The sequence below is a fragment of the Corynebacterium sp. HMSC035E02 genome (genome assembly GCF_001836065.1).
GTDB classification, from domain to species: domain Bacteria; phylum Actinomycetota; class Actinomycetes; order Mycobacteriales; family Mycobacteriaceae; genus Corynebacterium; species Corynebacterium hiratae.
Genome location: NZ_KV827369.1, coordinates 56,569 through 79,637 on the forward strand (window position 1 = coordinate 56,569; position 23,069 = coordinate 79,637).

At 62.2% G+C, this 23,069-nt stretch carries 19 protein-coding genes; 9 read left to right on the forward strand and 10 right to left on the reverse strand.

The window, feature by feature from the left end:
* Positions 1–7: 7 nt before the first annotated feature.
* Positions 8–3,205, forward strand: a complete 3,198-nt coding sequence (gene ileS, locus HMPREF2635_RS09855; protein WP_070512466.1) for an isoleucine--tRNA ligase — start codon at positions 8–10, stop codon at positions 3,203–3,205.
* Between the two features lie 112 nt (positions 3,206–3,317).
* Here the strand turns inward: ileS and HMPREF2635_RS09860 are convergent, their stop codons facing one another.
* The 6 genes from HMPREF2635_RS09860 to HMPREF2635_RS09885 form a co-directional block, all read right to left on the reverse strand.
* Positions 3,318–4,502 (reverse strand): MFS transporter, encoded by a 1,185-nt coding sequence (locus tag HMPREF2635_RS09860; RefSeq protein ID WP_232745221.1) that lies wholly within the window; start codon positions 4,500–4,502, stop codon positions 3,318–3,320.
* Positions 4,503–4,672: 170 nt separating this feature from the next.
* On the reverse strand, positions 4,673–5,314 hold the full coding sequence (locus tag HMPREF2635_RS09865) for a GntR family transcriptional regulator (protein WP_070512472.1): 642 nt from the start codon (positions 5,312–5,314) through the stop codon (positions 4,673–4,675).
* A 127-nt stretch (positions 5,315–5,441) separates the two neighbouring features.
* Positions 5,442–6,047, reverse strand: a complete 606-nt coding sequence (locus HMPREF2635_RS09870) for a metallophosphoesterase family protein (RefSeq protein ID WP_083303797.1) — start codon at positions 6,045–6,047, stop codon at positions 5,442–5,444.
* Complete coding sequence (locus tag HMPREF2635_RS09875; RefSeq protein ID WP_070512477.1) at positions 6,040–7,701, reverse strand: ABC transporter permease; 1,662 nt, start codon at positions 7,699–7,701, stop codon at positions 6,040–6,042. Before HMPREF2635_RS09875 ends, HMPREF2635_RS09870 begins: the two co-directional genes overlap by 8 nt.
* A gap of 34 nt (positions 7,702–7,735) precedes the next feature.
* Positions 7,736–8,812: an ABC transporter substrate-binding protein gene (locus HMPREF2635_RS09880; protein WP_070512480.1), complete on the reverse strand. Its 1,077-nt coding sequence runs from the start codon at positions 8,810–8,812 to the stop codon at positions 7,736–7,738.
* A 31-nt stretch (positions 8,813–8,843) separates the two neighbouring features.
* Positions 8,844–9,836, reverse strand: coding sequence for an ABC transporter ATP-binding protein (locus HMPREF2635_RS09885; RefSeq protein ID WP_070512703.1), 993 nt, complete (start codon positions 9,834–9,836; stop codon positions 8,844–8,846).
* 111 nt (positions 9,837–9,947) lie between these two features.
* Here HMPREF2635_RS09885 and HMPREF2635_RS09890 point away from each other — a divergent pair, with 111 nt between their 5' ends.
* Positions 9,948–11,420, forward strand: coding sequence for a DNA polymerase IV (locus HMPREF2635_RS09890; protein ID WP_070512707.1), 1,473 nt, complete (start codon positions 9,948–9,950; stop codon positions 11,418–11,420).
* Here HMPREF2635_RS09890 and HMPREF2635_RS09895 read toward each other — a convergent pair.
* A complete protein-coding gene (locus tag HMPREF2635_RS09895; RefSeq protein ID WP_070512484.1) occupies positions 11,417–12,352 on the reverse strand; it encodes an asparaginase in 936 nt (311 codons plus the stop codon). The two genes, HMPREF2635_RS09890 and HMPREF2635_RS09895, sit on opposite strands and share 4 nt — an antisense overlap.
* 106 nt (positions 12,353–12,458) lie before the next feature.
* Here HMPREF2635_RS09895 and HMPREF2635_RS09900 point away from each other — a divergent pair, with 106 nt between their 5' ends.
* Positions 12,459–13,061: a WKL family lipoprotein gene (locus tag HMPREF2635_RS09900; RefSeq protein ID WP_070512487.1), complete on the forward strand. Its 603-nt coding sequence runs from the start codon at positions 12,459–12,461 to the stop codon at positions 13,059–13,061.
* Between the two features lie 128 nt (positions 13,062–13,189).
* Here the strand turns inward: HMPREF2635_RS09900 and HMPREF2635_RS09905 are convergent, their stop codons facing one another.
* The gene (locus tag HMPREF2635_RS09905) at positions 13,190–14,137 is read right to left on the reverse strand and encodes a DUF6263 family protein (protein WP_070512489.1); all 948 of its coding nucleotides are present in this window, start codon (positions 14,135–14,137) and stop codon (positions 13,190–13,192) included.
* Positions 14,138–14,169: 32 nt separating this feature from the next.
* On the opposite strand from HMPREF2635_RS09905, the gene lspA reads away from it, so the two are divergent.
* The 4 genes from lspA to HMPREF2635_RS09925 are packed head-to-tail and all read left to right on the forward strand — an operon-like array spanning position 14,170 to position 16,492.
* Positions 14,170–14,685: a signal peptidase II gene (gene lspA, locus HMPREF2635_RS09910; RefSeq protein WP_070512491.1), complete on the forward strand. Its 516-nt coding sequence runs from the start codon at positions 14,170–14,172 to the stop codon at positions 14,683–14,685.
* On the forward strand, positions 14,685–15,608 hold the full coding sequence (locus tag HMPREF2635_RS09915; RefSeq protein ID WP_070512496.1) for an RluA family pseudouridine synthase: 924 nt from the start codon (positions 14,685–14,687) through the stop codon (positions 15,606–15,608). The genes lspA and HMPREF2635_RS09915 overlap by 1 nt, the downstream gene beginning before the upstream one ends.
* Positions 15,605–16,204 carry a hypothetical protein gene (locus HMPREF2635_RS09920; protein WP_070512499.1) on the forward strand — a complete coding sequence of 200 codons (600 nt, stop codon included), beginning with the start codon at positions 15,605–15,607 and terminating at the stop codon, positions 16,202–16,204. The genes HMPREF2635_RS09915 and HMPREF2635_RS09920 overlap by 4 nt, the downstream gene beginning before the upstream one ends.
* Positions 16,205–16,222: 18 nt before the next feature.
* Complete coding sequence (locus tag HMPREF2635_RS09925) at positions 16,223–16,492, forward strand: type II secretion system protein (RefSeq protein WP_070512502.1); 270 nt, start codon at positions 16,223–16,225, stop codon at positions 16,490–16,492.
* Here HMPREF2635_RS09925 and rarD read toward each other — a convergent pair.
* Positions 16,489–17,391 (reverse strand): EamA family transporter RarD, encoded by a 903-nt coding sequence (gene rarD / locus HMPREF2635_RS09930; protein ID WP_049155295.1) that lies wholly within the window; start codon positions 17,389–17,391, stop codon positions 16,489–16,491. The two genes, HMPREF2635_RS09925 and rarD, sit on opposite strands and share 4 nt — an antisense overlap.
* Positions 17,392–17,456: 65 nt before the next feature.
* Here rarD and dnaE point away from each other — a divergent pair, with 65 nt between their 5' ends.
* Positions 17,457–21,032: a DNA polymerase III subunit alpha gene (dnaE, locus tag HMPREF2635_RS09935; protein ID WP_070512710.1), complete on the forward strand. Its 3,576-nt coding sequence runs from the start codon at positions 17,457–17,459 to the stop codon at positions 21,030–21,032.
* A 111-nt stretch (positions 21,033–21,143) separates the two neighbouring features.
* Entirely contained in the window at positions 21,144–22,340 is a 1,197-nt protein-coding gene (locus HMPREF2635_RS09940; protein WP_070512506.1) for a cobalamin-independent methionine synthase II family protein, read from the forward strand.
* Positions 22,341–22,454: 114 nt separating this feature from the next.
* Here the strand turns inward: HMPREF2635_RS09940 and HMPREF2635_RS09945 are convergent, their stop codons facing one another.
* Positions 22,455–23,069 carry a hypothetical protein gene (locus HMPREF2635_RS09945; RefSeq protein ID WP_070512509.1) on the reverse strand — a complete coding sequence of 205 codons (615 nt, stop codon included), beginning with the start codon at positions 23,067–23,069 and terminating at the stop codon, positions 22,455–22,457.

Genomic DNA, 23,069 nt, shown 5'->3' on the forward strand with positions numbered 1-23,069 from the left:
TTTTTAGATGAGTAATAACCCCGCGAACGTCGGCAGCGTTTATCCCAAAGTCGATATGACTACTGGGTCTTCCCGTTTCCCCGATATGGAGCAGGAGGTCCAGAAGTACTGGAGGGCCGACGACACCTTTAAAGCCAGCCTCGAGCAAACCGAGGGCTGCCCCGAATACGTCTTTTATGATGGCCCTCCCTTTGCCAACGGCCTGCCACACTACGGCCACCTGTTGACCGGTTACGTCAAGGACATCGTCCCGCGCTACCGCACCATGGCCGGCAACCACGTCCCGCGCGTCTTCGGCTGGGACACCCACGGCCTGCCGGCGGAGCTGGAAGCAGAAAAGCAGCTCGGCATCACCGACAAGGCCCAGATCGAGGAGATGGGCCTGGAGAAGTTCAACGAGTACTGCGCCAAGTCCGTCCTCGAGTACACCGATGAGTGGGAAGAGTACGTCAACCGCCAGGCTCGCTGGGTGGACTTTGAAAACGGTTACAAGACCATGGACTTGAACTACATGGAGTCCGTGATGTGGGCGTTTAAGGAGCTCTACGACAAGGGCCTGATCTACCAGGGCTTCAGGGTTCTGCCGTACTCCTGGGCTGAGCACACCTCGCTGTCGAACCAGGAGACGCGCCTGGATGATTCTTACAAGATGCGTCAGGATCCGACCCTGACGGTGACCTTCCCGGTAGCGGGCGCTGTGGAGGGAAGCGCGGCGGAGAAGACGTTGGCGGATAACGCCGAGCTTGCCGACGCCTCCTTCCTCGCCTGGACCACCACCCCGTGGACCCTGCCGTCCAACCTGGCTTTGGCGGTCCACCCGGAGGTCGACTACGTCCTGTTCAAGGCCACCGAGGGCGACTTTGCTGGCCGCACCTTCATCATGGCCGAAGCGCTCACCGGCACCCTGGCCAAGGAGCTGGGTGAGGCGGAAGTTCTCAAAACGTTCAAGGGCGCTGAGCTCGAGGGCTTTAAGTACCAGCCCATCTTCGATTTCTTCCCGGATGTCGAGAATGCCTACCAGCTGCTGCTCGCAGATTACGTCACCACTGAGGACGGTACCGGTGTGGTCCACCAGGCTCCGGCCTTCGGTGAGGACGATATGCTCACCTGCCAGAAGTACGGTGTGGGCCTGGTCATTCCGGTGGATGAGGATGGCAAGTTCACCTCGCAGGTGCCACCTTACGAGGGCCAGCTGGTCTTCGACGCTAACAAGGGCATCATCAAGGACCTGAAGGAAGCTGGCCGCGTGGTGCGCCACGTGACCATCGAGCACTCCTACCCGCACTCCTGGCGCTCCGGCGAACCGCTCATCTACATGGCGCTGCCTGCATGGTTCGTCAAGGTGACCGAGTTCCGCGACCGCATGGTGGAGCTCAACCACAACGAGATCGAGTGGCTGCCGGAGCACATCCGTGACGGCCAGTTCGGCAAGTGGCTGGAGGGCGCTCGCGATTGGAACATCTCTCGTACCCGCTACTGGGGCGCTCCGATCCCGGCGTGGATCTCCGATGACCCGGAGTACCCGCGCGTGGATGTCTACGGCTCCCTGGATGAGCTGGAGCGTGACTTTGGCGTGCGCCCGACCAGCCTGCACCGCCCGCACATCGATGAACTGACTCGCCCGAACCCGGATGATCCGACGGGCAAGTCCACGATGCGCCGCGTGCCGGACGTGTTGGACTGCTGGTTTGAGTCCGGCTCGATGCCGTTTGCGCAGAAGCATTACCCGTTTGAGAACAAGGAGTGGTTTGAGACCCACTCGCCGTCTGATTTCATCGTGGAGTACTCCGGTCAGACCCGCGGCTGGTTCTACGTCATGCATGCGCTGTCCACCGCGCTCTTTGACCGCCCGGCCTACAAGAAGGTTGTGGCCCACGGCATCGTTCTGGGCAATGACGGACTGAAGATGTCCAAGTCCAAGGGCAATTACCCGAACGTCAACGAGGTCTTCGACCGCGATGGCTCGGATGCGATGCGCTGGTTCCTCATGTCCTCGCCGATCTTGCGCGGTGGCAACCTCATCGTCACCGAACAGGGCATCCGTGAGGGCGTGCGCCAGGCCATCCTGCCGATCTGGAATGCCTACACCTTCCTGCAGCTCTACGCTTCCCAGGACGCGACGTTCGATGTCAGCTCCACCAACGTTCTGGACCGCTACATCTTGGCCAAGACGCATGACTTGGTAAAGAACACGAATGATGCGCTGGCGAATACCGATATTGCTACGGCAACCGAGGAGGTCCGCCTCTTCGCGGACGCGCTGACCAACTGGTACGTGCGCCGCTCCCGTGACCGTTTCTGGGAGGGCGAGGAAGCCCATCCGGAGGCCTTCAACACGCTCTACACGGTCCTGGAGACGGTCTCCCGCGTGGTCGCGCCGCTGCTGCCGCACGTGGCTGAGGTCATCTACCGTGGCCTGACCGGTGAGCGCTCCGTGCATTTGGCTTCCTACCCGAAGGCCGAGGATTACCCGGCTGACGATGCCCTCGTGGCCGCCATGGATGCCACCCGCGCGGTGGCCTCCGCGGCGTCCTCGGTGCGTAAGTCCAACAAGCTGCGCAACCGCCTGCCGCTGCCGAAGCTGACGGTGGCGATGAAGGATTCGGCGCGCCTGGCGGATTTCAAGGACATCATCCGGGATGAGGTCAACGTTAAGGACGTTGAGCTTACCGACGATGTCGACGCGGTGGGCACCTTCGAGGTCGTGTGCAACGCCAAGGTAGCCGGTCCGCGCTTGGGCAAGGATGTTCAGCGAGCTATCAAGAACCTCAAGGCGGGCAACTACGTGCGCGAGGGCGAGGACGTTGTGGTCGACGGCGATATCCGCCTATCCCCGGACGAGTACACCGAGCGCCTCAAGGCGGCGAATGCGAAGTCGACGGCTCGCGTGGAAGGGCTCGATGGCCTTGTCGCCGTGGATACCGAGGTGACGGAGGAGCTCGAGGCAGAGGGCTGGGCTGCGGACGTCATCCGCGGTTTGCAGGATGCGCGTAAGGCCGAGGATTTCGTGGTGACTGACCGCATCACCGTGGTTCTCTCCGTTCCCGCGGAGAAGGAAGAGTGGGCTCATCACCACCGCGAACACATCGCGGCGGAGGTGCTTGCTGTCGACTTCACTGTGACGACCCAGGCTCTCGAGCCAAGCGATGGACAGAACATCCATGATGTCCTCAAGGGCGTGACGGCTACCGTGGCCAAGGCCTAAATCCGCAGCGAAAAGCTCCGCTTCCCTCGAGTGGGGAGGCGGAGCTTTGAGCATCTGTGCACTGGTGGCGCAGGGGCGGCCCGGAGGGGGCCGCGATGACGGGGTGTGTGCGCTAGCGGCGGGTTCCGGGCAGGTGTGCGCGCCACGCAAGGATGACGTTGATGAGGCACACCAGCGCCAAGAAGCTGCCGATGCTGAACAACGCCGTGAAGCCGATATAGGGCGCAAGCGCGCTAAAGGCCATCGGGATGAAGAAGCCAGTGTAAGAAATGGAGTAGTACACGGCGGTCAAGCCGGCGAGCTCTCGCTCGCCCGCGATGCGCTGGACCTCGGACAATCCAGCGACCAGCGCCAAACCGTATCCCGCGCCCATTGTGGCGGCGGCTGCGATGCCGAGCGGCAGGGACAGCGAGTGAGCAGCAAACGCCCCGAGGATTGCGCCGACGGTGATGACGAACATCGACAGGGCCGAGGCTCGCGCGGACTTGTGGGTATCAACCAGGCGGCCCAGCATCTGGACGGCCACGCCGCAGCCCAGGGTGATGACGGTCATCAGGCCGGAGAAAGCGATGGGGGCGTTTCCAGCGGATTCGGATAGCAGCTGTGGAAGGAGCGCATAGGCCGCTCCCGCGCAGCCAAAGACCCAGGGGGCCACGGGCACGACGACACGCAGGAAACGCTTGTGCGCAGCGGCGGGGATGTGGAGCATCTCCAGCATGTCACGCACCCTGAGCTCCAGGATGGTGGTCTTGACATCGCCTCGGCTGGGCTGGCGGGTCTCAGGCGTATGCAGGATCCACGCGGCAGTCAACAGCGTGAGCAGCATGTGGAGGATATAGGCCGTGTGAGTCGGCCATGGCCCCCACTGGGCCAGCACCGAAGCGATACCCGCGCCGACGAGGAAGCCGGCGGTCAAACACAACGAAGCCTTACGAGCGCCGGACGCTGGGTCGCCGCCGGCGCTCGTGATGAGCTCCGTAATCCACGTTGAACCCACCGCCATGACTAGGCCTAATGCCATACCGCACAAGACGCGTCCCAACGCGATGATGAGTGGTTCGTTGGGGGCGATGGACAGCAAGAAAGAGCCTGCCAAGGACAGTGGTGCTGCGGGGAGCAACAGTGGGCGGCGGCCAAGCAGATCGGACAGCGGGCCGCCGATGAGCAGTGCGGGGATGATGCCAACCACGTAGGCGGCTAAGAGCCCGTTGACCGTCACCTGGGAAAAATTCGAGGTCTCGCGGTACATCACCAGCAGCGGGGTGAATTCATTTCCGCCCCAAGCAACCGCGATCATGGCACCGGCGACGGGGAACCACGCGCGCTTAGGCAGCGGCGCTTCGGCGGAGCGGCTGGGCGAGCCTGGGGAGGCAGCGCTTTCAGTGCTTTCGGTGGTGTCGGCGTCTGTGGGGGCGTCGGGTTGGGGAGTAGGCGCCTCGACAAGCGGGTTCGAATGCGCAGAGACAGTCACAGTTGCTTCCTTGAGGAGTTGAGGTGGGAATGGAGTTCGGTCAGGTAGGTGTCGATGTCGCCGGTGCGGAGGGCGTCGGCAAGCAAGGCGTGCTGGGCCACGAAGCCGCGTGCCTTCTCGACGCTGCGGCCGATGGCAGTTGCGGTAAATCGCTGTTGGCGCTCGCGCAAGGTGTGGCCGAGGTGGGCGAGGAGGCGGTTGCCGCCGTTGTCCATGATGGTTTGGTGGAACTTCGCATCCAGTTGGGTATAGGAGCCCAGATCGCCAGCGTCGAGGGCGGCCTTTTGCTCATCGATGGTGGCGACGAGGACATCGGCGATGAGACCGCGCTCCTCTGCGGACAGTCCGCAAATATGGCGGGCAGAGTTCTCATCCACGAGGAGGCGCGCCTCGTAGACCTCACGGATTTCGCGGGGGCTAATCGGTACGACCAGCGCACCGCGCTTGGGATAGAGCTTCAAGAAGCCCTCCACCTCCAAACGGAGGAAAGCCTCGCGCACCGGGGTTCTACTCATTCCCAGCTCGGCGGCAAGGGCGGCTTCGGAGAGCATCTCCGAGTCATCGATGTCGTCATCGATGATGCGGCGCTTGAGGTGATCGTAGGCCCGTTCCGCGGCGGGTACCTTGTCTTTTTGCATGTATACATGATGCATGCATGCGGTGCTCTCGGTCTAGCGCAAACGCCAATTCGTGAGACATTGATCACGCGGTGGGCAAGTGAGAGCTAGTTCTCTGAGCGGCGCGTGTGGTCAGGTAGGAGATGTGTTAGAGGCGAGTGAGGGAGGAAGTGGGGACGTCGTAAAGCACTGCCTCTCCCATACCGACCCAACCGATAAAGGGATTGTCCTGAAGCACTTGTGGAGTGTGGACGTGGCCAAGAATCCATGCGTCGAAGCCACAGGCCTGTAGCTGTTCGGGTGTCGTGGGCAAGCATATGCCTTTAGAGAATTCACCGGTCACTGATGAGTGCAGTAATCCCAGATGCGGCTCGTTGCTCTGGCGCGTTGGAAAGGTGAGTGTGCGGGGATCGGGATCGGCAGCTACCGCGGCGGTGACAACGGTAGCGCCGGCGCAGTGAAAGGAGTGAACGTCGGCGGAATGAACCGTTACAGGCGAAGAGAGACTGAGTTCGTGGTGGACGTCGTGATTCCCGGAGATGAAATGGACGTCGCTGAAAAGCTCGCATGCGCGAGCCATGACTTTCTGTGCTTGGGGTACGTAGGTGGCTGCGTCGGCTTTGCGGTCAATGATGTCACCGAGGCAGATACATGCATCCGCAGTCGTGACCTCCAGTACGTTTAGCACCCACTCCATGCCTGGCGCGTCGGGGCGGCCAAGGTGAAGGTCCGCGAAAATGAGGATACTAGCCACGCGCCCTCCTTCCTTGCCACCAAGTGATTAGGACTAGCACGACAGTGGAGGTTCCTACACCGATGAGCGTCATAGCCATGGCTTCAGCGCGGTGGCCCTGGTCAAATTGGTTCATGATCCACGGCGCAAGGAGATTGAGCTGGCTCGGGCGGATCAGGGAGGACATGACGAGCTCGCGGAAGCCCACAAAGAACGCCAGCAGCCAACCGGCAAAGATACCCGGGGCAAGCAGCGGCAAGGTGATGCTGCGCAACGTGTGGGAGGCGGAGGCACCGGACACGGCGGCTGCCTCGTAGACCGAAGGGGAAACCGCGCCAGCGGAGGTCTTGATGTTCTGCACCGCCATCGGCAGGAAGAGAACAGTAAAAGCCATGACGAGGATGATCATGGAGCCATAAGGTGTCCATGGCAGCCAGGGAGCGTTCCATAGGAGAATGAAGCCAATGGCGAGAACGATTCCGGGGACGGTATCCGGTGCTACAGCAAGGAAGTCGACAACACGGGCGCTGATCTGCCTGGTTCGCTGGGTGAGCAAGGTGACCGCGATGCCGAGGATGACCGCCGTTGTGGCGCCAATTGCACCGAGGGCGATGGAACGCAGCAAAGCTTCTTGAGCGGAAGGCATCTGCAGGACGATGGCGAAATAGTCGAAGGTGAGGTTTTGAGGCGTTGGGGGCGCGGATCGCAGAATGGTCATGGCTGCCAGGGTGATGGAAATATACGGGATGAGCACCGAGCAGGCGATGATGAGGAAAGCAACTAAGCTGCCAAGGACCTTGCCTGCGGTGCCGATGCGGAGCGAGACTTGGCGGGATACTCGTCCACCACCGGTAAGGTCGCGCCGCGAGACCCATTGCTGGAATGCCCATGCGCCCACACCAAGTGCAAACAACACCGATGAGGAGGCTGCTGCATCGGAGAAACTCAACGGGTCGATGGTGACGTCTTGGTAGATGGAGGAGACGAGGACCGTGAAACCGATGGCGTTTCCCAAGGTAACTGGGGTGCCGAACTCGCCGGCAGCCTTGATGAAAATGATCAGTGCGCCCAGTGAATAGGGGCCCACGACGGTGGGGAGGATGATGCGACTAATCTGTTGCCACCGGCTGGCGCCTGCGACTTGAGCCATTTCCAGAGAGGATGCAGGAATTGAGGTCAGACAGTTGCGCAGGATGAGATAGAGGAAGGGGAAGAGCTCGCACGCCATGATGAAAGCCATGCCAGGAACCGAGTAAATGGCGTCATGCGCGAGCTTGCCGACGGTATGCCCGAAGAGCAATTCGGAGACTCCACCGCGGCGGGTGAAATCCATCCACGCCATTGCTGCGGCAAAAGGCGGGGTCATGAAAGGAATCATGATGGCGATTTCTATCCAGTTCGCCTTAGAAAAAGACGTCCACGCGCGCAGGAAAGCTAGCGGGGCGGCGAACAGAGTAGAAAAGACCACCACGAGGAGGGAGAGGACGACCGTATTGAGTAGCACCTCTCCCATGCCCGGCTCCACAATCTTGTGGAGAGAAGAAGGCTCATCGCGGTACCCCACCACAGCGCTGATGAGCACCGATGCCAACGGCGCAGCGACAAGCACGAGCAGCACGAAGAGTACTGCATAAATGCCGAGAGTGCGCTGAGGGCTGCGGGTGGTGGTGCTCATAAGGTGGGGTTGCTCCGTGGTGAGATAGTAGAGGCTACTTCAGGTAGCGCTCAGCGAACTTTTCCTTGATGTCCTTGGAGGAGGAGGCGATGCCATCGAGATCCTCGTTGAGGGTTTCAATCTCCTCCAGCTTCGGGCCGTTCTTCGGGGTGAGCTCGGTGTTGGCCGGGATCATGTTCTTGGAAGCAGAAATCTCCTGTGCTTCATCGGAGAACATGAAGTCGACAAAAGCTTCGGCAGCGTCCTTGTTGTCGGTGGTCTTGAGGATCATGACCGGTCGCGGGGTGACGGTAGTGCCGGAGGAGGGGATAACAACCTCAAGCGGCTCTCCCTTGGCCTGAGCGGAGTATGCGGAGTAGTCCACACCACCCATGACGATGCCTCGAGAACCGGAGGTGACCTGGTCCAGGGCCGGACCGTTAGCGCCCTGGACAATCATGCCGTTGTCGAAGAGTTTGTCAAAGAGCTCCCAGGTCTTGTCCTCGCCCCACTGATCCACCATGGCGGCAATGAGGTCAGCGGCGGTGCCGGACTCGCGCGGATCCGGCATAATGACCTGATCCTTGTATTTTTCGTCAGCGAGGTCCTCCCAGTCCTGAGGAGCGGAGTCCACCACGTTGGTGTTGGTCACCAGTGCCAAGGCGGAGCCATCGCGGCCGGTGAATGTGCCGTTCTTGGATACCCAGCTGGAAGTGATCTTGTCAGCACCTTCCGGGGTGTACTCCGCCAGAGCGCCGGCCTTGTCCTGCTTGGAAGCAGCGGACCAAGAAGCCAAGTAGACCACGTCTGCCTGCGGGTTAGCCTCTTCCGCCTTGAGCTTGGCGGTGATCTTGCCGGTGGTGTCGGCGAAGACGTTGACCTTGACATCGGTCTTTTCCTCGAAGGCTTCGACGAGGGCGTCGGTAAGGCCCTGCGGGTTCGCGGAGTAGTAGTCCAGCTCGCCGGACAGTCCCTCCGGGGCTTCCCAGGCCTCGGCGCTGGTTTCAGCACCGGTGTTGTCGGCGGAGGATGCGTCGGTGGAGTCAGCGGAATCAACAGAACCGCAGCCAGTCAGAGCCAGGGCAGAAGCAGCGGCGGCAGCGAGGGCGAGAGAAAGTTTCTTATACAGCATGGAGAATCCTTAAAGTAGAAAACGGATGTGACTAGTACGCAAGACGTACCGTCGAACCACGATCGACTCGAGAGCGGCTGTAAGCCACCCAAGGCTCGTCAGCGCCTTCGACATCGCAGTGCAGCTCGTAGCGTCCGCCGATGTACTGAGCGGTGCGGACGATTCCGTCCACGTGGTGCGGGAAAGACCCGATGTCTTCCTCCGCGTCAAGGACGGTGAGGTTTTCCGGGCGGACGTCGGGAAGCCCAGCGCGGCGGTTCATAGTACCCACGAAGCCACCGACGAAGGGGGTGGCAGGGGAGTCGTAGAGGGTGACAGGATCGGCGAACTGTTCGATGACGCCGTCCTTCATGACGACGACGCGGTCCGACATGGACAGAGCCTCGGATTGATCGTGGGTGACGTAGATGACCGTGAGTCCTAAGTCGTGGACCAAGGCAGTGAGCTCGGCACGTATCTGAACACGCAGGGCAGCATCGAGCGCAGAGAGTGGCTCATCCATTAGGAGCAACTGCGGGTTGGACACAAGCGCGCGGGCGATGGCTACGCGCTGCTGCTGGCCACCGGAGAGTTGATTAGGGCGAGCTTGTGCCTTCGGGGTAACTCCGACCATGTCCATGCACGCGCGCACACGTTCTGTGCGTTCCACAGAAGACAACTTGTTACCCGCGGTGGTGAGGGGAAACTCGATGTTCTTCTCCACAGTCATGTGCGGCCACAGCGCCAGATCTTGAAACACCATGGACAGGTTGCGCTTATTAACGGGAACGTTCGTGTGTGGGCCGAACACTTCTTTATCGGAGAAGGTGATGGTGCCAGCATCGGGGGTTTCGAGGCCTGCGATGCAGCGCAGAAGCGTGGACTTACCGCAACCGGAGGGGCCGAGAATGGAGATGAACTCGCCGGTGTTAATGGCGAGGTCAGTGGCATGGAGACCAGTGTTGTCCGCGAACTCGCGCTTAATGCCGGTAACGACCACGTGGGCCTGGGAGGCAGGTGGTTGGGGCGAGAGTTGAGAAGTCACGGCGGAAAAGGTTAGGGCGATAAAGTAAGCGGATGGGGGCGTTGAAGTTACGAAGGTGGTAAAGAAACATGAATAATGGGTGACGGACATGCGGTGTTTAAACTGGAGCACATGCAGCGCTGGGTTCTTCACATCGACATGGACGCGTTCTTTGCGTCGGTGGAGCAGCTCACCCGCCCTACCTTGCGCGGCCGGCCTGTGTTGGTGGGTGGAACGAGCGGACGCGGCGTCGTCGCCGGTGCCTCTTATGAAGCCCGCGCATATGGAGCTCATTCCGCAATGCCCATGTTCCGCGCGCAGCAGCTCGTGGGCTATAAAGCCGTGGTGGTGCAGCCGCGCCGGGCGGTGTATGTGGCGGCCTCGCGCCGGGTATTTGGAATTATTGCGCAGCATGCGGGGGTCATCGAACAGCTCTCCATCGACGAGGCCTTCATGGAACCGGCCGCACTCGCCGGAGCCACGCCCGCCGAAGTCCGTGAGTGGTCGGAGAATCTGCGCCGAGTGATTCGAGCTGAGACGGGCCTTCCCAGCTCCATCGGCGCCGGTGCAGGCAAGCAAAGCGCGAAGATTGCGTCAGGGGAGGCCAAACCGGACGGGACTTTCATCGTGCCCCAGGAGCGCTTCGATGAGCTCATCCACCCGCTGCCGGTGGGCAAGCTCTGGGGAGCGGGCCCAGTCACCCAGCAGAAGCTAGCAGCCATTGGCGTGGAGACTATCGGACAGCTGGCGGCGATGAGCCGCAAGGAAGTCGAGATCTCACTGGGCAACGTGGTGGGCGTGCAGCTGTGGAAGCTCGCCCAAGGGATTGATGAGCGTCCGGTCGCCCCGCGCGCGATTGCTAAACAAATCTCCACCGAGTTCACCTACCCCACGGACCTGCGCACGGCGGCGGAGGTGGATGCGGCACTAATCCGCGCGGCGCAGGGCGCGCATTCCCGCCTGCTCAAGGACGGCCGCGGCGCGCGCACGGTGACGGTGAAGTTGCGGATGGCGGATTTCCACATCGAATCCCGCTCGGCCACGCTGCCCTATGCCACGGATGACCTGAAGGTCCTCGAGGCTAAGGCCTTGAGCTTGGCGCGCTACCCGGAGGAGCTCGGGCCCATCAGGCTGGTCGGGGTGAGCTACTCGGGTTTGGAGGAGGCCCGCCAAGACGTGCTATTTCCTGAGCTCGACCGCGAGGTCGTGCGTCCAGCTCCGGATACGGATTACGAGACTGGCGTCAGCGACCACCTGCCCGGCGCGCCGGAAACGGAGACGGAGCCCAGAGCAGAGTCGGAAACGCTGGGAGAAGCGGGATCGGATTCGATGCGCCGCTGGCACGCTACGCAGGACGTCCACCACCCCGAGTTTGGACACGGCTGGATTCAAGGCGCCGGCCATGGGGTGGTCAGCGTGCGCTTTGAAACTCGCGCTACGGGCCCGGGGTTTGTGCGCTCTTTTGCGGCTGAGGATGAAGATCTCCACCCGGCCGATCCATTGGACTCACTGGCCTGGGAGGGGGCGCTGCCAGGCGACGCCACCGAGGCCGATGGGCCCGAGATTGACACCGCTGGGGAGGAACCGCCACGCGAGGATAGCTAGCCCGCGGTATAAGCAGTGGCGGAGGGGGCAGTGCTAAACATCTCTGCCACCGGTGTGTCGGTAGCGAGTGCCGCGGCGAGCATAATGCGGGCTTGGCCGGCTCGGAATCCACCGGAGGCTACCGCACCCATCTCGCCCAAGGTGGCACCGCCACCTGCGCCGCCATAGGCCAGCTTGGTAGTTCCGTAGGGCGTGCGGGTGCTAATCACCACGGGCACGCCCGCTTGCAGCGCGCGGGCAACCCCAGCTCCCATCTCTTCACCCATGTTCCCCGAGCCCATGGCTTCGATGACGAGGCCATGGGTGTGGTTGAGGGAGGCGTCGACAAGCGCGGCGCCGGCACCCGGGTAGGCGGCGATGATCTCAACGGGGTGTTGCGCCATGGGGGAGAGCGGCAACGGCGCCAGAGCGGAGTCACCCACCGGTAGCTCCTCAAAGCCGTTGAGCTGCGAAGTATGCCACTTGCGCGCGCCGCGTCCGGGAATGGTCTTGCCGCCGAATTGCACCCACACGCCGGCCTTTCCGGAACACAGGAGCTCATAGGAATCGCGCAGGTTGCGCGGGCCATCACCAGCCGGGTGGTCGAAGGCGCGCTGCGCGCCAGTGAGCACGATGGGCCCCTCACCGAGGTCGAAGAGGGATAACGCCAGCGCGGTTTCCTCCATGGAATCGGTGCCGTGCGTGATGAGGACGCCATCAATCTCTGGGCGCGCAAGGTGCTGGCGCGCACACAGCAGTAGCTCATCGAGGTCTGCCAAAGTAATCGAGCTGGAATCCAGCGCGCGGAATTCCACCACCTCAATGTCGTGTGTTCCGACTTCAGCGTCGAGGAATTGGGCTAGCTGTTGCCCACTGACGGTGGGGACCAGGGATCCGTCACGGACCGTCGTGCAGGCGATGGTGCCACCGGTGGCGATGAGTGCAAAAGTCATGCCAGCAGGCTACTACAGGCGCGCACCTGCGCGGGAACCCCAGGGCGGCGGTCGTGGACGCTAAAGTAAAAGGGATAAACCACGATCCCCTACGTGAGGAGTATTTGTGAAATCCTTCAAGCTGAGCGCCGCCGTTGTGGCCCTGGGCGCCGCGACTGCCCTGGCTGCCTGCTCGTCTTCCGAGGATGCAGACACCGAGAACAGCACCGCCGCTAAGCCTTCGGGCGAAACCTCCGCATCGCAGGTGGCCTCCACCGAGATGCCTACCGTGGAGCAGCTCAATGAGATCCTGACCAAGGCCGCAGACCCGAACCTTCCGCAGGAAGAGAAGGTCCAGCTGGTCCAGGGCAGCGAGACGGCGCCGGAGCTTTTCGACGTCATGTCGCAGTCCCAGGCCGAATCCGGTGCCACCTTCGAGGTCGTGGCCCCGGTCATCCCTGGCCTCGTGCCGGATTCCGCGCTCGCTACCGTCCACATCAATACCCCTGATGGCCAGCAGCAGACCGCTGACCAGGTGGAGTTCATCAACGAGGGTGGTACATGGAAGCTGTCTAAGACTTGGGCTTGTGTCTTGGTCACCAACATCGTCCCTCCGGAAGAGGTTCCGGAGATGTGTGCGGACTCCGTGCCGGAAGGCGCTGGCGCCGAGGAAGGCGCTGAGGCGCCTGCCGACGCCCCCGCAGAAGGTGCTGAGGCTCCCGCCCAGTAAACCCGGGTTTTCATAACTTAAGCGCCCGCCACTCGCTGGATCTCATGCCAGCCAGGTGGTGGGCGCTGCCTTGTGCGGAGGCTGTCTGGCGGTGCTCGCGCGCAGGAGAAGGTGTGGCGCGAAGCAGGCTACTCGGTGGTGAACTCCATCTCGGTGGCGCTGGTCTGCACCACGCGAAGATCAGAGCCTTCCGCACCATAAGAAATCGCGGTGGTCACGGAGACATCGCCGGCGGTGGGAAGCGGCTTGGTCAGATCAACGGTAACGGAGCCCTCCGAGGTCGATGTGTGGTCCGTAACCTTCAGCTCCTTGCCACGTAGCTCTTCGGGGGCGTCGGCGCCGTCGAAGGACAGTGCGCCCAGGGAAGGCCGCTGCTCAATCTTCACGCTGAGCTCAGCGATATCCCCGTCCAGCTTGTCCAAGGTATAGGTCGTGGTTTGCAACAGCGTGGATTCGCCAGTGACGCGCGATTCCACCACCCACGTCGCACCCGGGCCGATTTCCTCATCAGGGAAGACGATGGGCAGTGAGGTCAGGCTGGTGATGGCGCGCTCGACGGTGCTGCGGGCCTGATCGGTCGCCGCCTGCGGGGCGGCCAGGCGCAGCGAGTTCATCTGGCCCGTATCCGTGCCGCGCCATCCAAACTGGAAGCCCTCGGCGGAGGAGACATCCGCGCCGTCAGCCTCCGGCTTTCCGACGGTGACGAACGCGTTGCGGCTGGCTGGAAGTTGGCCTTCGACATTCTCGGTGGCAGCCTCCACCGAGGCCTGGAGCGGAAGAGTGACCTTGTCCTGAGCTTCCGGTGAAGGGGCGGCGCTGCCGTCCTTGCGTAGCTGCTGGTCGAAGCCCGTGGCGACCTCATAGGTGAGTTCCTGCGTGGCATCGAGGTCCTTAAAAGCCAGGACCTGACCGGCGCCGTCACCTGGTTCTAGGAGGGTCACGCGCGGGGCATCGAGGGCCAGCCCCACTGGCTCCTCGACGGGCTTGGCCGGCTGGGAATAGGAACAGCCGGCGAGCGCGCCGGCGACTCCCAGGACGGTGGCGGACAGGACTGCTAGGGCTCTCACACGAAACACGCATTCCAAATTACCGGATGAGCCTGTTTAGAATGGAACGGGTGAAAGCAAGGAGTTATATCGGAGTGATGGTCGCGGTGGTGCTCGGTGTGGCTGCCGTCGACCAAGCCGTGAAGGCGCTGATGCTGTCCATCCTCACTGAAGGTGAAGCCCTACCGGTCTTTGGTGATTGGTTCCGCTTCTACCTTCTGTTTAACCCCGGCGCTGCCTTCTCTATGGGCGGGGAGGGCTCGACGTGGCTGTTTACCACGATCCAATTGGTCTTCATCATTGGTGTGGCCATCGCCGCCCCGCGCATTCACGATAAGTGGCAGGCGATAGGCCTGGCCATGATCGCCGGAGGTGCCCTGGGCAACTTCATCGACCGCCTCGTGCGTGAGCCGGGGTTTTGGTTTGGGCACGTGGTGGATTACATCTCCGTGGGCAGCTTCGCTGTTTTCAATATTGCAGATGCGGCCATTACCTGTGGCGTCGTGGTCTTTATCAGCGCGATGTTCTGGGCAGAGATGAAAGAAAAGCCACAAGAGCAGGAAGCGGGGGAAGCTTGATGCGCGAAAGTCGTAGGTTGCCGGTGCCCGAGGGCCTCGATGGCATGCGCGCGGATGCCGCCCTGGCCAAGCTCTTGGGTATTTCGCGGGCCCGGGTGGCCCAGTTGTGCGCGGCGGGAGACGTGGAAATCGATGGTGCCGCCGTGGGCAAGTCCGAGCGCTTAAGTGCTGGCGGCTGGATCGATGTCATGATGCCAGCGCCGGAGGAACCGCTCATCCCCAAAGAAGAGCTGGTGGAGGGCATGGATGTTCTCTACGCGGACGAGGACATCATCTGCGTGTGCAAGCCCGTGGGTGTGGCTGCGCACCCCACGTTGGGTTGGGATGGGCCCACCGTCATCGGCGGGCTGCGGGCAGCAGGCTATGCGCTTGCCGACGCCGGCCCGACCGAACGCAAGGGTATTGTCCACCGTCTCGACGTGGGGACCTCGGGCGTCATGGTGGTGGCCGCCAGCGAGCGCGCCTACTCCCAACTCAAGAACGCCTTCCGCGAGCGCACCGTGCAGAAGACCTATCACGCCGTGGTCCAAGGCCTGCCGGATCCCATCGTGGGGACCATTGATGCGCCCATTGGCCGCCATCCTTCGGCGGGCTGGAAATTTGGGGTCGTCGATGATGGCAAACCGGCGGTGACACATTACAAGCTGCTGGAGGCCTTCCGCGAGGCCAGCCTCCTCGAAGTCCATTTGGAGACCGGCCGCACCCACCAGATCCGTGTCCACATGTCCGCCACCGGGCATCCCTGCGTAGGCGATCCGATGTATGGCTGTGACCCGAACCTGGCCAAGCGTGTGGGGCTTAACCGCCAGTGGCTGCACGCGGTCGAACTCGGCTTTACCCACCCGGGAACCGGCAAGTGGTTCGAGTGCACTGCACCCTACCCGGACGATCTCAAGCACGCCGTGGAGGTTTTGCGCGGATGAGCCCGCAGCGAAGCACCAGCCAACGCATTTACCGGCGCCGCCGTGCCGCGGCGCTGGTGCTGTTGGCCGTGCTCGCCTTGGCCGTGGTGGTCGCCTTCGGGCTTTTCGGAACGCAGCCCAGCACGGCGGTGCAGGGAGACCAGCTTGGCCCTGATGGCTCGGAGAGCGCGGCCGATTATCGGGAGCGCGCGGAGACCTCATTAGCGCACGCAACCGATCCGGCCTACGCGCTGGTGGGCTTTCGCGAGCCGCTGAGTCCGCAGGACGTGAGCGACGCCCTGCAGCCCGTCGAGCGCATGGATGCCATCGTGATCGGGCTGGCCGCGCCCATCGCGGTCCCCGAGCCTGTCGCCGGCGCCACGCGCGCCGACGTTATCGATACCGTCTTGGCCCGCGTGGCCGACCATGCCCGTGACATGGCGGAGGATGCACCAGCGAAGGTCGATGCCGTCGTGGTCTATTCCGGGGGGAGTCAACTGCGCGCCCTCGCTAACGATCCGCGGGTCGATACCGTGGAGGTCGCGCCCGCTGACGCCGCGTGGGGCTCCTTCGGCGTGCGCCCGCCCGCCAACGTCGGACAGAATGAGAACCGCTAGAACAGCCGAGGAGAAGACATGCGCCTGTTTCCCAACACATCCGAGTGGCCGCCGAACTACCGCTTTGCCTACCTCTTGATGTGGGCGGGCGCGTTCATCGCCTCTGGGGCCGCCATCGCGCAAGGAATCTGGGGAGCGGACAAGCTCACCTTCGGCATTCTCATCGTGGTGGCCATCTACTGCATCGCCATGGCCATCCTCATGCCGCGGTGGGCGCTTAATGCACGCGAGGAATCCGCCCGGCGCGCCGAGGCTAAGCAGGCGCGCGAGGAGCTGAAGCGCCGTTAGCCCTCTGCGGTGGGTGACGCGTCGGCGGGGTGGAGGCGGGCGCGGCGTCGAGAAGCGCGGCCCATGCGCACCAAGTCTGCAAGGTAGATGATCACCGCAACCCAGATGATGGCAAAGCCAATCCAGCGTTCGGTGGACATGTGCTCCTGGGTCACGAACAGCGCCCACAGCATCTGCATGATGGGGGTCATGTACTGCAGCATGCCGAGCGTAGACAGGCGCAGGTGCTTAGCGCCCTGGGCGAAACACAACAGCGGCAGAGCGGTGACGAGGCCGGAGGTAATCAGCAGTGCGATGTGCCCGGGGCCTTCGGTAGTGAAGGTGGATTCTCCCTGTGCCTGGAGGTAGCCCAGGTAGACCAGCGCGAAGGGGAGCATGACCAAGGTTTCCGCGGCCACTGAGCCCATCGAGGAGACCGTGATGCGTTTCTTCAGCAGGCCATAGATTCCGAAGCTGAAGGCCAAGGCCAGCGAATAATAGGGGGCCTGGCCCGTCATAAAGGTCAGCCACAACACCGCGATGAAGGCGATGCTGACCGACGCCACCTGCGCCTTCGTCAGCTTCTCCTTGAGGAAGATAATGCCGAGGGCCACGGAGACGAGCGGGTTAATGAAATAGCCCAGTGCGGCATCGGCCACGTGATCGCTGTTGATGGCGATGACATAGGTACCCCAGTTGATGGTGATGGCCACGCCGCAGGCGAACATCCACCCCCAGGTGCGCAAGCTGAATGCGCGGAGCTCGCGCCAGCCACCAGTCACCAGCAGCATTGCGGTGACGAGAACCGCAGTCCACACGATGCGGTGGGCCAAGATCTCAAACGGGCTGGCGGGGCGCAGCAGCGGGAAGAACGCTGGGAAGAAGCCCCACATGAGATAGGCGGCAATAGTGTAGAACATTTAAGAAAATGTACCTTAACGAGGACCTACGGGCGAAGTTTGACGGCCCCGCTAAGATGAGCCGCATGGCCAAAAACTCCTCCTTCGTCCATCTGCACAACCACACCGAATTCTCCATGCTGGATGGCATGGCCAAGGTGGACATGTTGGCGGATGAGGTTCTCCGCCAAGGCATGCCGGCAGTCGGTATGACCGACCACGGCAACATGTATGGATCCAATGCCTTCTATCAAAGGATGACCAGCGCCGGCATTAAACCAATCATCGGCATCGAGGCCTACCTGGCTCCTGAGTCACGTTTCAACAAGAAGCGCGTGCTGTGGGGAACCCCGGACCAGAAGCGCGATGACGTCTCTGCCTCCGGTGCTTACCTGCACCAGACCATGTTGGCGGAGAATGAAACCGGCCTGCGCAACCTGTTCAAGCTTTCCTCCTTGGCTTCTTACGAGGGCCAGTTGGGCAAGTGGCCGCGCATGGACGCGGAGCTTATTGCCGAGCACGCCGAAGGCATCATCGCGACCACCGGTTGCCCCTCGGGTGATGTGCAGACCCGCCTGCGCTTAGGCCAGTTCAACGAGGCTCTCGAGGCTGCCGCGATGTGGCAGGACATCTACGGCAAGGACAACTTCTTCCTGGAGCTTATGGACCATGGGCTGGACATCGAGAAGCGCACGCGCGACGGCCTGCTGGAGATCGGCCGCAAGCTGGACTTGCCGCCGTTGGTGACCAATGACTGCCACTACGTGCTGGAGTCCCAAGCCCCGGCGCACGAGGCCATGTTGTGCGTGCAGACCGGTAAGACGTTCATGGACCCGGATCGCTTCAAGTTCGACGGCACCGGCTACTACATCAAGTCCGCCGCGCAGATGCGTGAGCTGTGGGATCACATGGTGCCGGAGGCCTGCGATAACACCCTGTGGATTGCGGAGCGCGTGCAGGACTACGGTGCGATTTGGGAGGAGCACACCCACGATCGCATGCCGATTGCCGACGTCCCCGAGGGCCACACCCCAACCTCCTGGCTGACCCACGAGGTCATGGAGGGACTGAAGGATCGCTTCAACGGTGGGGATGTGCCGCAGGAGTACATCGACCGCGCTGAGTACGAGATCAGCGTCATCGACATGAAGGGCTACCCCTCTTACTTCCTCATCGTGGCCGAGCTCATCAAGCACGCGCGGTCCATCGGAATTCGCGTCGGTCCGGGTCGTGGTTCGGCGGCCGGTGCACTCGTGGCCTACGCGCTGACCATTACCAACATTGACCCCATCGAGCACGGACTGCTCTTCGAGCGATTCTTGAACCCGGAGCGTCCGTCTGCACCGGATATCGATATCGACTTCGATGATCGCCGCCGCGGCGAGATGATTACCTACGCCGCCGATAGGTGGGGCGAGGACAAGGTTGCCCAGGTGATCACCTTCGGCACCGTGAAGACCAAGCAGGCAATTAAGGACTCCGCCAAGGTGCACTTTGGCCAGCCGGGCTTCCAGATGGCGGACCGCATTAATGGTGCGCTGCCGCCTGCCATCATGGCCAAGGACATCCCGCTCGCCGGCATCATGGACCCAGAGCACGAGCGCTATTCGGAGGCGACCGAGGTCCGGCAGATGATTGAGACCGACCCGGACGTGAAGAAGATTTATGAGACCGCACGCGGCCTCGAGGGTGTGGTCCGCCAGGCCGGCGTGCACGCCTGTGCGGTGATTATGGCCTCGGTCCGCCTCATGGACCACATCCCGATGTGGAAGCGCCCCGCCGACGGCGCCTACATCACCGGCTGGGACTATCCGGCCTGTGAGGCCATCGGCCTGCTGAAGATGGACTTCTTGGGTCTGCGCAACCTCACCGTGATCGGTGACTGCCTGGAAAACATCAAGAAAAACCGCGGCGAGGAAGTCCACCTAGAGGACCTCCACGCCGACGACCCGAATGCCTCGAAGGTCTATGACCTGCTCTCGCGCGGCGATACTCTGGGCGTGTTCCAGCTCGACTCGGGCGGCATGCAGGAGCTGCTCAAGCGTATGAAGCCGACGGGCTTTAAGGATATTGTGGCGTCGCTGGCGCTCTACCGTCCGGGCCCGATGGGTGTGAACGCCCACTGGGATTACGCGGACCGCAAGAACGGCCGCAAGGAGATTACCCCGATCCACCCCGAGCTGGAGGAGCCGCTTAAGGAGATCCTCGATGAGACCTACGGTCTTATCGTGTACCAGGAGCAGATCATGCGTATCTCGCAGAAGGTGGCGAACTACACCGCCGGCGAGGCAGATGGCTTCCGTAAGGCCATGGGTAAGAAGAAGCCGGAAGTCCTGGCCCAGCAGTATGACAAATTCTGGGGCGGCATGAAGGACAATGGCTACTCCAAGGAAGCCATGGACGCTCTGTGGGGCACCATTGAGCCCTTCGCCTCCTACGCGTTTAACAAGTCCCACGCCGCCGGTTACGGGTTGGTGTCCTTCTGGACGGCTTACCTGAAGGCCTATTACGCGCCGGAGTACATGGCCGCGCTGCTGACCTCGGTGGGTGACAAGAAGGATAAGTCCGCTATCTACCTGGCCGACTGTCGCCACCTGGGCATCCGCGTGCTCTCCCCGGACGTCAATGAGTCCCAAGAAACCTTCCAGGCCGTGGGCGAGGATATCCGCTTCGGCATGGGCGCTATCCGCAACGTCGGTGGGGAAGTGGTGGATTCCATCGTGAAGACCCGCCGGGAGAAAGGCGCTTTCACGTCCTTCTCCGATTACCTGGAGAAGATCGAGCTGGCTGCCTGTTCGAAGCGCGTGACCGAATCCCTCATCAAGGCCGGCGCCTTCGATTCCCTGGAACACCCGCGCAAGGGCCTCATGCTCATCCACGAGGATGCCGTGGATTCGGTGCAGACTACCAAAAAAGCAGCCGACAAGGGCCAATTTGACCTCTTCGCTGGCTTTGGCGGTGGTGATGAACAGGGCGACTCTGTCTCCGCCTTCGCCATCGATATCCCAGATGAGAACTGGGATCGAAAGCACGAGCTGGCCTTGGAGAGGGAGATGCTCGGCCTGTACGTGTCCGGCCACCCGCTCGATGGCTTCGAGGAAGCCCTCAACGCGCAGACCGACACCCCGATTACCAAGATCCTCAACGGTGAAGTCGGCAACGGGCAGGAGCTGGTGATCGGCGGCATTATCTCGGGCGTCGACAGGCGCTTTTCCAAGCGCGATGGCTCGCCCTGGGCCATCGTCAGCATCGAGGACCATAACGGCGCCCAGGTGGATATCCTCGTGTTCAACCAGGTGTACTCGCTGGTGGCCCCGCAGATTGCGGAAGACAATATCATCCTGGCCAAGGTTCAGGTGAAGATTCGCGATGAGCGCATGTCCTTGTTCTGCTCCGATATCCGCGTTCCCGATTTGGGGCCGGGCAACGGTGCTGGCCTGCCGCTGCGACTGACCATGCGCACGGATCAGTGCACGATGGACAACATTGCGCGGCTCAAGCAGGTCTTGGTCAACAACAAGGGTGAGTCCGACGTGTACCTCACGCTTGTCGACGGCGAAGAGTCCACCATGATGGTCCTCGGCGAACATCTGCGTGTGGAGCGCTCCAGCAACCTCATGGGTGATCTCAAGGCGACGATGGGCGCCGGCATCCTTGGGTGAGCCCACGTGTTGGGGCCGCGTGCTGAATAAAAGTACAGAATGAAGCGGGCCGTGCTTCGTACGTGGGTTACGCTAGACAGCACAGTCTAGTTGAAAGGGAATGTACCTCCTATGGTCAATAAGATCCGCACCACCCACGTCGGCTCACTGCCACGCACCAAGGAGCTGCTGGAGGCTAACCTCGAGCGTTCTGCCGGCACCATCTCCGATGAGAAGTTCCACGAGATTCTTCAGCGCTCGGTCGCTGACGTGGTCAAGCGCCAGGTTGATCTCGGCATCGACATCATCAACGAGGGCGAGTACGGCCACATCACCTCCGGCGCTGTGGACTATGGCGCTTGGTGGAACTACTCCTTTACCCGCCTGGGTGGTTTGACCATGACGGACAAGGACCGCTGGGAAATCGGTGACAAGATCCGCTCCGAGCCGGGCAAGATTCGCCTTTCCTCGATGAAGGATCGCCGCGACCGCGCACTGTTCGCCGAGGCTTACAACGATCCGGATTCGGGTATCTTTACCGGCCGCAAGAAGGTAGCTAACCCGGAGTTCACCGGCCCGGTTACCTACATCGGCCAGGAGCAGGTCGAAGCAGACGTAAAGCTGCTTGCCGACGCCCTCCCCGAGGGCACCGAAGGCTTCGTCGCCGCCCTGTCTCCGGGTGCTGCGGCGCGTCTGCCCAACAAGTACTACGAGGATGAAACCGACCTTGTTCGCGCCTGCGGTGAGGCGCTCAAGGTGGAGTACAAGGCCATCACTGATGCCGGCCTGACCGTGCAGTTCGACGCCCCGGATCTGGCCGAAGCTTGGGATTCGGTGGTTCCGGAGCCGACCGTAGAGGACTTCCAGGCATTCCTGCGCGGGCGCATCGACATCCTCAATGAGTCCATCAAGGACATCCCGCGCGAGCAGACCCGTCTGCACATCTGCTGGGGTTCCTGGCACGGCCCGCACGTGACGGATATTCCGTTCGCGGACATCATTGAAGAGATCCTGCAGGCCAAGGTCGGCGGCTTCTCCTTCGAGGGCGCCTCGCCGCGCCACGCGCACGAGTGGCGTGTGTGGCAGGACCACAAGCTGCCGGAGGGCACCGTCATCTACCCGGGCGTGATTTCGCACTCCACGAACGCCGTGGAGCACCCGCGCCTGGTGGCGGATCGCATCATCCGCTTCGCAGAACTGGTAGGCCCCGAAAACGTCATCGCCTCGACGGATTGCGGCCTCGGCGGGCGCCTGCACCACCAGATCGCGTGGGCAAAGTTGGAGTCCCTCGTCGAAGGCGCACAGATCGCTACGGAGGAACTGTTCTAACCCGTCGCCCGGGCTGGGGCGCGCAAATGCTCTAGTGCGCGGTCCCGTCCGAGGGCGAAATAAATAGGCGCGAACCAAGTGTGGTTCGCGCCTTCGAGATCGTGCGGTAGGGAATTATTCCTCAGCCGCGTCAGCCTCTTCCTTCTTCTTGGTGTTATCCCAGTAGAAGCCGTGGCTCTTGAGGAAGGCACGCAGGTCGTTGAGGACAGCCGGGTTGGACTGCGCGACCGCGGCCAGCAGGTTGATGCCGACGGAGAGTAACGCAGCCGCGCCACCGATCCACGCAAAGACCTCCTCGGCCGTGTCATTGGGGCGTGCAGACTGTACCCAGTCCGGCATCTCGTCCCATTCCTTCTCCAGCTCAGCGTCCTTTTCTTCCTGGACGCAGTCCGGCACTTCCGGCATACCGGAGGAACCATAACCGTTAAGGATGCCGAGTCCGAGCTCCTTCGGCCCCATGAAGGACGAGCCCGCAGTGTCATCGGCCACCGCGTTTTCGTGCTCCTCGCGCGCCTTGCGCACCGCCTCCGCGCACTCCTCGGAGAGGCCGGAGGTATTGGTGTGACCGATGTTCATCGAGCTTCCGCCAGTGGAGCTCTGACCGTTCTGTCCGCTCTGGCTCTGCGCGGCGGGCTGAGCGCTACCAGAAGCGTCGTCGGCTGCAGCCAGCGGAGTTACCAGGGCCATGGTCGTGGTGCACACAGCGATCAGGGAGGTTGAAAGGCGCAT